The organism is Pseudobutyrivibrio sp. OR37 (genome assembly GCF_900113655.1).
Classification (GTDB): domain Bacteria; phylum Bacillota; class Clostridia; order Lachnospirales; family Lachnospiraceae; genus Pseudobutyrivibrio.
On record NZ_FOQF01000036.1, the window covers coordinates 21,078 to 28,165 of the forward strand.

Below are 7,088 nucleotides of genomic sequence, written 5' to 3' on the forward strand. Positions count from 1 at the left end.
ACAACTCAAGCTAAATCATAATACTCCCCCATAAACTGTCGATTTTTATGATTCAATTTCAATATTAAATACTACAGTCTCTCCACAATCAATACACTGATAAGGTCCATTTTTTAAATTGCCCCCTCTTCTAAAAGCATAAATGAAAGGATATATTGCCTGCATTGCAACCATGCAAACATTATCACTGTTATCTTTATCAAGGTCACTGCCTATAAAACGAATAACATCTCCAACTTTGTACTTTGGACAATGACTTTCTACTACTGTAACCTTTACCTTGTTATCTGTATAACCCACTTCAAGCCTCCTATATATTGCGATTTGTTAATTTCACTGTCTTCAATTATACAGAATCCTCATCCAGTAAGGAATACGCAATTCAAAAGTGATATTTTTTCTACTCCCAAGCAGTACTGGATTCACTTTTCGCTCTAGCACTGCCTATTTCTCTTCTCCCAAGCAGTACTAACCTCATTTTTCTTTCTATCACTGCTCATTTCTCTTCTCTCGAATGGGCTTTGTGGCTTTGGGATTTGTGATGCTACGGCAATACGCTATGAATATTTTCTTCTTACCGTAATATTTCGCTGAGGTTGGACTGATTTTCTATTACTTATTTTAGTTTACTTTTGTTAATTAAAGTGTATTTCACCATATTTCAAATACGTTGCCAAGTTACGCCACACTGCCTGAAGTCATTACATCACAAATTCATATTCTCACTATTTTCAGGTAATAAGCCATATCTCCTAAGTAATCTCCTAGAACCATTTTTCTTACCTATAATATTGTCTCACGGAATGTTAGATATGTCATTGAACTTGTAGTATAAAACATTATCAGTATCTCTTTATAGGCCACACTATTCGTTCTTAATCAAATATTTATTACTAACCACCTTCATTGAAAGTGAAGCGCTTATTCGTTCACAATAAACAGGCTCCACCGGACGTATTACAATGCCTTCCTTCTTTCCACCTTTAGGATATTCCCCATCAGCTCTTTCCAATAAGGCTTCAACAGTAGGATACTTTGAAGGTAAGTCATTACCCACTTCTTCAATAGGGACAGTCGATAAATGCAATGTTTTACATATTTCTTGCATTTGCTTAAGTCCTACTCTATTTCCATTTACCCGTATCGTAAATACGTACCACTCAGGTTTAGTTAGTTTTAATCTGTTCTTTTGAATGCCCGGAGCACATAGCTCTCCCTGAATCGTAATTATGTTTAGATTATTAGCCTTATAATAGTCCATTAGTTTTGCTTCAATTCCCAGACTATTTACAAATTCATAAAAAGAACTTTTCCCATCATTCTTGTATTCATAATTGTGTCCTGTTACATGGAAGCCATCATCATCTATAGAAATAGAATGTGATGAACCATCCATCTTGGTCGAAATATAATAATCTAGTCCTTTAAAATCATTGATAAGCTCAGGCTCTGCTTGAACACGTGTCTCATCTGTGTGTGGTACATCAATTGGCAACTCTCCTATTATGGTTCCACCTGTGGTAATCTTTTCCTCCACTTCCCACTTTCTTACGCCTAGTGCTTCAGACACATCTGTTCCTATCTCATCGCAAGCATCTAATTCATTAAATTGTCCTAATGGCAACAGCAGGCCTTGAGAAATCTGCCCCCTAAACCTCATTGTCTTTAGTCTAAACCCTTCGCCTAAGATATCGTTTTTACGATAACTGCTAATTCTAAGGAATTCAAACTCATCACGAATTGGTAAAAAACTATCTATTTCAAAATATACAGCCAAATCCATTGGCTTAAACTGTCCCTTGTTAACAACACATTGCCATCCCAAAACAAAAGCTACTTCTATTTTGTCAGCACCTTCTATAGGCTCAATCTTCCATATTCTTTGTATACTTGCTAATTTTCTCATTATGTCACTCTCCTTTACAGTCTTACCAGTCAATAGTCTCGATTCTGCATGTTTCATTTGATTTCTGGTTCTTTTTTAGTACTATTTCCTCCTAATAATTCAGTATGTGATTTATTTTTCCACAATTTAAATATTTTGTCATTGAACTTCTAATATAAAAAACTCAGACTCCATAACTCTAATCTGAGTTTTATACAATCATTATTTGAATTTTTTTGCCTCAAGTATCTCTTTTAACGTCCTAGGTTCATATCCCATCCAAGGCTTCATACAGCCTACATTGACTGCCACTGGATTGTTATCATGTAAATGACCACAGTTAATCTTCATATCACTAAGCGCCTTCAGATACATATCATCCTCAATGCTATTATGAGTATGGCCATACAAATGTATCCATCCACGTCCCATATTTTTCCAACTATATATTGGATAATGGCTTAAAACCAGGTCATAATTTTTTCCATCAAATGAATCATGCACTTCTTTGTAATCACATATTTCCGAAAACAATTGCTGATATCTGTAATCTGATACATCATCATGATTTCCTTTAACAAGAACCTTTTGCCCTTTCAAAGTTGACACAAAAGCTATCAGATTATCCTTCTGCCCGCGTAAACTCACATCCCCTAGAATATAGACGGTATCTCCATTTGTTATTCTATTATTCCAATTTGTATGTATGTATTCATGCATGGTTGAAATATTGTCAAATGGTCGATTATCGAATCTAATAGCCGCATTATGAAACAAATGTAAATCACTAATATAGTATTTCATCAAAATCTCCTCCAAGTCATATATACTTCCAGAATATAAACTATACTATACAAATACCATGTATAAGTCAATACTAATAGTATAATTATCATATTATTAATAGACGGAGATGTTACCATGAACGAAAACTACGGTGAATAAATAATTACAGAATTAATCTTGGCATGACACAGAATCAGGTGGCCACTGAATTAGACGTAACTCCTGGATACATTAGCAAAAGGATGATCCTTTATCATAAAGTACAAAAGATTTGCTGCCTTTTCTTAAATCTCTTCCTGCATATGTGCCTCCTTTCCAAATAAAAAACGCCTAACCATAATGATTAGACGCTACTAAATAACTCTCTTTTTGTCCATAACACCTATTATCCTTAACATTTAAAATGGGAATGTATATGCCGTAGCAATATACATTCCCATTTAGTGATTGATTTTTCCGTTGTCTGCCAACCTCCAGCACCCATGTCTGGAAAATATCAGTTTTTTTCGTTGCCTGCCAACCTCCAGCACCTACGTCTGGAAAACATATCAGATTTTAGGTGTCAACCCACCAAGGCACACGCCTTTTCTTATCTATATGATATATCGGATTACTTCAAAAAAACAATATACATCTTCTACAAAAATATGATAAATGCTTGAATTTCTCGTAGTCCATTGTCTACCTCCTTTGAATAGTTACTGCGCAAAATGAGCGTAAAAAAGCAGCTATCTCGATTTTAGATAACTGCTATGTAACCTTCAATATTCAATTAGGTCGACAAATTTGAAGTTATACCACTGTATATCCTTCGGCAGCCAATACGTTCAATGCACGCTCAAAATTTTCTTCTTTTACAAGAATATAATCTGTGTTATATGTCGATACTACAAAGATTCCAATTTTGTGCTCTGCAAGAATACCTGAAAGTTTTGACAAAATTCCTATTAATGAAAAATCAAGAACTCCTTGAATGCGAAAACCTCGCCATCCATCATCTCGTTCCACCGTATTTATAGGAGTATCTTCTGTTTTACAAACTAACGATACCTCTTCATCTGTCTTACCAATAAAATAAAAATCCGACTCTAAATTGATACTTGATACCTCAGTTACCTTACAGACTGTTAGTTTGCAATCTATTCTCTTCAGTTCCATCTATGTTCTCCCATACAAATTGTGATTTACCTACATCTTTAATAGATTCATTACCAATGTTGTCATGATATCTTTTTCTTCAGGATTTGATTCTGCGATCATAAGCGTAATAGCAACGAGCGCTCCATCGCTAATAACCTTTTGACCATCTCGTATCAATGCATCGTTTTTATCTAAGAACTCTAAAAAAAGAGATGCAGCTATTCTTTTACAACCATCAGCAAATGGATGATCCTTTATCATAAAGTACAAAAGATTTGCAGCCTTTTCTTCTAGCGATGGATATACCTCACCACCAAAAACATCTTGATATACTGCTGCAAGAATTCCTTCTACTTTTCCAGCTTCTTTTTCGACACCAAATACATCTGAGCTAAAACTGTCTTCCATATGATTAATCATATTTCTACAATCATCATATGTGATTCGATAAACAGGCTTTTTGCCTTTTGGTTTACTCAGTGACTGATGATCATACTGATCCAAGAGAACAAGCGCGTCTGTATAAAGTTTTACTGCTCGAAGGACCTCTGTTTCTTCAATCTCCAAAGTGTTTGCAATAATCTTTGATTGAATCTCAACTGTCTTATTTAAGGCTGCCAGTCTCTTTTCATTGATTGCATAGCCCTTCATGATATATTGCTTTAATACTGAATTTGCCCATTTTCTAAATTCAGTGCCTCTCTGTGATTTCACTCTATAGCCAACAGATATAATGACATCCAATGTATAGAAAGGTACTTTTTGCTTAACTCCATCAACACGCATTTTTTGCGTGTTGTTATCTTTATCCAATTCATTTTCATTAAACACATTATTAATATGTTTACGAATAGTTTTCTCATCTCTCTCAAATAAAATAGCCATTTGATTTGCACTTAACCAAACTGTATCACTTCCAACAGAAACCGATAAAGTTACCTCGTTGTCTTTTGTCTCAAAAAGAACTATTTCATTATTATTTTGTTCTAATATAGCTTTACTCATTATTCTACCTCCAGGACTTTTATCGGAAAAACCGACAGAAGTCTCGTCACGCTGTCCTAGCTATCTTTTATTCTATCGTTTTACATCTAGAAACTCTACTTCGAATTGTCTTTCTCAACTACACTTAAATCTTCGTAGTCTTCTGGATATCCGCAACGTCGCAGATAGTCTTTACCGCCGTCAACACATACTGCTCCACAAGAGCAAGATTTAAAATCATGTCTAGATACGGACTCTATAATGTCTCCACATTTAAGACATTTTATACAGTTTTTAATTATTACCATCTTTTTCCCTTTCACGTTAATATATCTTTAGAATACATACTATACTAAACAAATACTACAATATAGTCAATACCAATAGTATAATTATCTATATTATTAATAAACGAGGTTAAAAAACATGAACGAAAATTATGGAGAGCAAATAAAAACCTATCGCATAAATTTAGGAATGACACAAAACCAGGTAGCAAAAGAACTTGATGTAACTCCAGGATACATCAGCAATGTTGAAAATGGACGTACTGCCATGTCCCTTAGACTTCTTATTTATTATTCAAAACTTATGGGGATTACACTGGATGAACTTGTTGGTAATATCGAGCCAGACTACAAAAAATCATCAACCGATAACGCACTATGGTCAGTGATTCAAACTCTAGATGATGAGCAAAAAGATAAACTTATAAAAACTATTAAACTATGGCAATCTTAAACAAATAGAGCAGCTATTCCATTTTGAGATAACTGCTCTATGTAATATTCCGTATTCATTTATCTTTTCCCGTGACCCAATAGGCTATCATTGGCTGCAGCATGCTGGCTGTCATATAGATTCAGTATTTCTTCTCTCATCAGCTTTAACGTATTTACGAACTATCTCAAGCCCGCCCATAGGAACACAGAACTTCTCATCCCTTGGTGGCTGACATGCCTGATACACTTCTTCCAAATCGAACCACTCTACACTGTCTAGTTCTTCCTTTTGGATGGTAAGATTATCGATGCCTACCTCCTCGTCATAGACATAGACAAACGCAATTTCATTGTCCTTGAATGGCTTGCCATGGAATTCCTTTTCATACTGAATTGGAAATGTTCCTGCAAAATGCAAATCATCTGGATCCGCCTGGATGCCAAGCTCCTCAGATAATTCTCTAACAGCAGATTCCAATGGCTCATCCCCAGCCTGAATGTGACCGGCTGATGAAGTGTCATATCTGCCATATTGCTTCCTTTTATCCTCATTCTTTTGCTAGAATCTTAAGTCCTGCAATTCCAACTACAAGAATCTCTTCAGGTGCGATAGTCTGCAAATGTGACATGCCCCAGTCTGCCATCTTGGCGTGACCACTGTTCATGCCATTGACCATCACCTATCAATTACTCGTTAAGATTCATTTACCAGCTTCCCTGTCATATGCTCTGGTGCAAGTTCCAGGCACTGAACATTGCGGAATGAATTCTTAATCTCTTTCTCCAGATATGCTTGGTCATCAGTGAATTTCTTTGTAAGCTCCGAACATATCTTAAGTGCTGTTTCTTCATCTTCCACAAGGTGGATTCTGCCAAAAGTGATAACGCTGGTGATGTTTAAAGCCCAGTCTCCCTCTTTGCGGAAGCCCTCGTTATAAACACAGTAGCTGGCTTTATCGCAGGATTTTATAGCATCAATCTTATGACCTGCCTTTGCTCCATGGAAATAGAGCTTACCATCCTCCTCGCAGTAATAATGATTGATTGGCATACCATATGGATAGCCATCGTCACCGATTACTGATAGCACACCTCTCTTGGTGCTTTTTAAAATATCAATACACTCAGCCTCTGATACCTGCTGTTTAAATCTACGCATTTTTCGAAACATACCTGACACCTCAATCCTTTGCTAAAATCTTAAGTCCTGCAATTCCTATCACAATCAGAATAACACATATCACCTGTGGAACCGACAGTTTTTCATGAAAAAGAAATACACCAAGCAACGTCGTTCCAAGGATTCCCATTCCAGTCCACATGGCATAGGCAGTTCCCAAAGGCAACTGTCTTAAAGCGATAGCTAAAAACACTGCACTTGCTATATAACCTACCCCTGTGATAATAGATGGAATCAGTACCGTAAATCCGTTAGACATTTTCATTGCCACAGCCCAGGTGATTTCCAACGCTCCGGCAATCAATAGATAAATCCATTTCATATAAAAACCTCCATATATTAAAATACGCCATTCCTCCACCTGCTAAGACCTAACGGTAAAGGAATGACG

10 protein-coding genes and 1 pseudogene are annotated in these 7,088 nt (G+C 36.0%); 2 read left to right on the forward strand and 9 right to left on the reverse strand.

Going from position 1 to position 7,088, the window contains the following annotated elements; translation table 11 throughout:
* Nucleotides 1-45: 45 nt before the first annotated feature.
* The 3 genes from BM097_RS13945 to BM097_RS13955 form a co-directional block, all read right to left on the reverse strand.
* Nucleotides 46-300 (reverse strand): TIGR04076 family protein, encoded by a 255-nt coding sequence (locus BM097_RS13945; RefSeq protein WP_022758760.1) that lies wholly within the window; start codon nt 298-300, stop codon nt 46-48.
* A 565-nt stretch (nt 301-865) separates the two neighbouring features.
* The gene (locus tag BM097_RS13950; protein ID WP_090551517.1) at nt 866-1,906 is read right to left on the reverse strand and encodes an RNA ligase family protein; all 1,041 of its coding nucleotides are present in this window, start codon (nt 1,904-1,906) and stop codon (nt 866-868) included.
* 201 nt (nt 1,907-2,107) lie between these two features.
* On the reverse strand, nt 2,108-2,689 hold the full coding sequence (locus tag BM097_RS13955) for a metallophosphoesterase family protein (RefSeq protein ID WP_090551493.1): 582 nt from the start codon (nt 2,687-2,689) through the stop codon (nt 2,108-2,110).
* 164 nt (nt 2,690-2,853) lie between these two features.
* On the opposite strand from BM097_RS13955, the gene BM097_RS16955 reads away from it, so the two are divergent.
* On the forward strand, nt 2,854-2,994 hold the full coding sequence (locus BM097_RS16955; protein WP_242944724.1) for a helix-turn-helix domain-containing protein: 141 nt from the start codon (nt 2,854-2,856) through the stop codon (nt 2,992-2,994).
* 469 nt (nt 2,995-3,463) lie between these two features.
* Here BM097_RS16955 and BM097_RS13960 read toward each other — a convergent pair whose 3' ends face one another.
* From BM097_RS13960 to BM097_RS17060, 3 genes are all read right to left on the reverse strand, one after another.
* Nucleotides 3,464-3,829, reverse strand: coding sequence for an ACT domain-containing protein (locus BM097_RS13960; protein ID WP_090551496.1), 366 nt, complete (start codon nt 3,827-3,829; stop codon nt 3,464-3,466).
* A 30-nt stretch (nt 3,830-3,859) separates the two neighbouring features.
* The gene (gene rhuM / locus BM097_RS13965) at nt 3,860-4,816 is read right to left on the reverse strand and encodes a virulence RhuM family protein/type II toxin-antitoxin system death-on-curing family toxin (RefSeq protein WP_090551500.1); all 957 of its coding nucleotides are present in this window, start codon (nt 4,814-4,816) and stop codon (nt 3,860-3,862) included.
* Between the two features lie 95 nt (nt 4,817-4,911).
* Nucleotides 4,912-5,103: a DUF7695 domain-containing protein gene (locus tag BM097_RS17060; RefSeq protein ID WP_090551504.1), complete on the reverse strand. Its 192-nt coding sequence runs from the start codon at nt 5,101-5,103 to the stop codon at nt 4,912-4,914.
* Nucleotides 5,104-5,221: 118 nt separating this feature from the next.
* On the opposite strand from BM097_RS17060, the gene BM097_RS13975 reads away from it, so the two are divergent.
* Nucleotides 5,222-5,536 carry a helix-turn-helix transcriptional regulator gene (locus BM097_RS13975; RefSeq protein ID WP_090551506.1) on the forward strand — a complete coding sequence of 105 codons (315 nt, stop codon included), beginning with the start codon at nt 5,222-5,224 and terminating at the stop codon, nt 5,534-5,536.
* A 111-nt stretch (nt 5,537-5,647) separates the two neighbouring features.
* Here the strand turns inward: BM097_RS13975 and BM097_RS13980 are convergent.
* From BM097_RS13980 to BM097_RS13990, 3 genes and pseudogenes are all read right to left on the reverse strand, one after another.
* Nucleotides 5,648-6,046: pseudogene (locus tag BM097_RS13980) on the reverse strand (NUDIX hydrolase); the annotation flags it as partial.
* 165 nt (nt 6,047-6,211) lie between these two features.
* Nucleotides 6,212-6,688 (reverse strand): pyridoxamine 5'-phosphate oxidase family protein, encoded by a 477-nt coding sequence (locus BM097_RS13985; protein WP_090551508.1) that lies wholly within the window; start codon nt 6,686-6,688, stop codon nt 6,212-6,214.
* Nucleotides 6,689-6,698: 10 nt separating this feature from the next.
* Nucleotides 6,699-7,019 carry a DMT family transporter gene (locus BM097_RS13990; protein WP_090551510.1) on the reverse strand — a complete coding sequence of 107 codons (321 nt, stop codon included), beginning with the start codon at nt 7,017-7,019 and terminating at the stop codon, nt 6,699-6,701.
* Between the last annotated feature and the right edge of the window lie 69 nt (nt 7,020-7,088).

Excerpts from the sequence above, each read along its gene's own strand:
- BM097_RS13950 (WP_090551517.1), bottom strand. The coding sequence starts at position 1,906 with ATGAGAAAATTAGCAAGTATACAAAGAATATGGAAGATTGAGCCTATA.
- BM097_RS13955 (WP_090551493.1), bottom strand. The coding sequence starts at position 2,689 with ATGAAATACTATATTAGTGATTTACATTTGTTTCATAATGCGGCTATT.
- BM097_RS16955 (WP_242944724.1), top strand. The coding sequence starts at position 2,854 with ATGACACAGAATCAGGTGGCCACTGAATTAGACGTAACTCCTGGATAC.
- BM097_RS13960 (WP_090551496.1), bottom strand. The coding sequence starts at position 3,829 with ATGGAACTGAAGAGAATAGATTGCAAACTAACAGTCTGTAAGGTAACT.
- rhuM (WP_090551500.1), bottom strand. The coding sequence starts at position 4,816 with ATGAGTAAAGCTATATTAGAACAAAATAATAATGAAATAGTTCTTTTT.
- BM097_RS17060 (WP_090551504.1), bottom strand. The coding sequence starts at position 5,103 with ATGGTAATAATTAAAAACTGTATAAAATGTCTTAAATGTGGAGACATT.
- BM097_RS13975 (WP_090551506.1), top strand. The coding sequence starts at position 5,222 with ATGAACGAAAATTATGGAGAGCAAATAAAAACCTATCGCATAAATTTA.
- BM097_RS13985 (WP_090551508.1), bottom strand. The coding sequence starts at position 6,688 with ATGTTTCGAAAAATGCGTAGATTTAAACAGCAGGTATCAGAGGCTGAG.
- BM097_RS13990 (WP_090551510.1), bottom strand. The coding sequence starts at position 7,019 with ATGAAATGGATTTATCTATTGATTGCCGGAGCGTTGGAAATCACCTGG.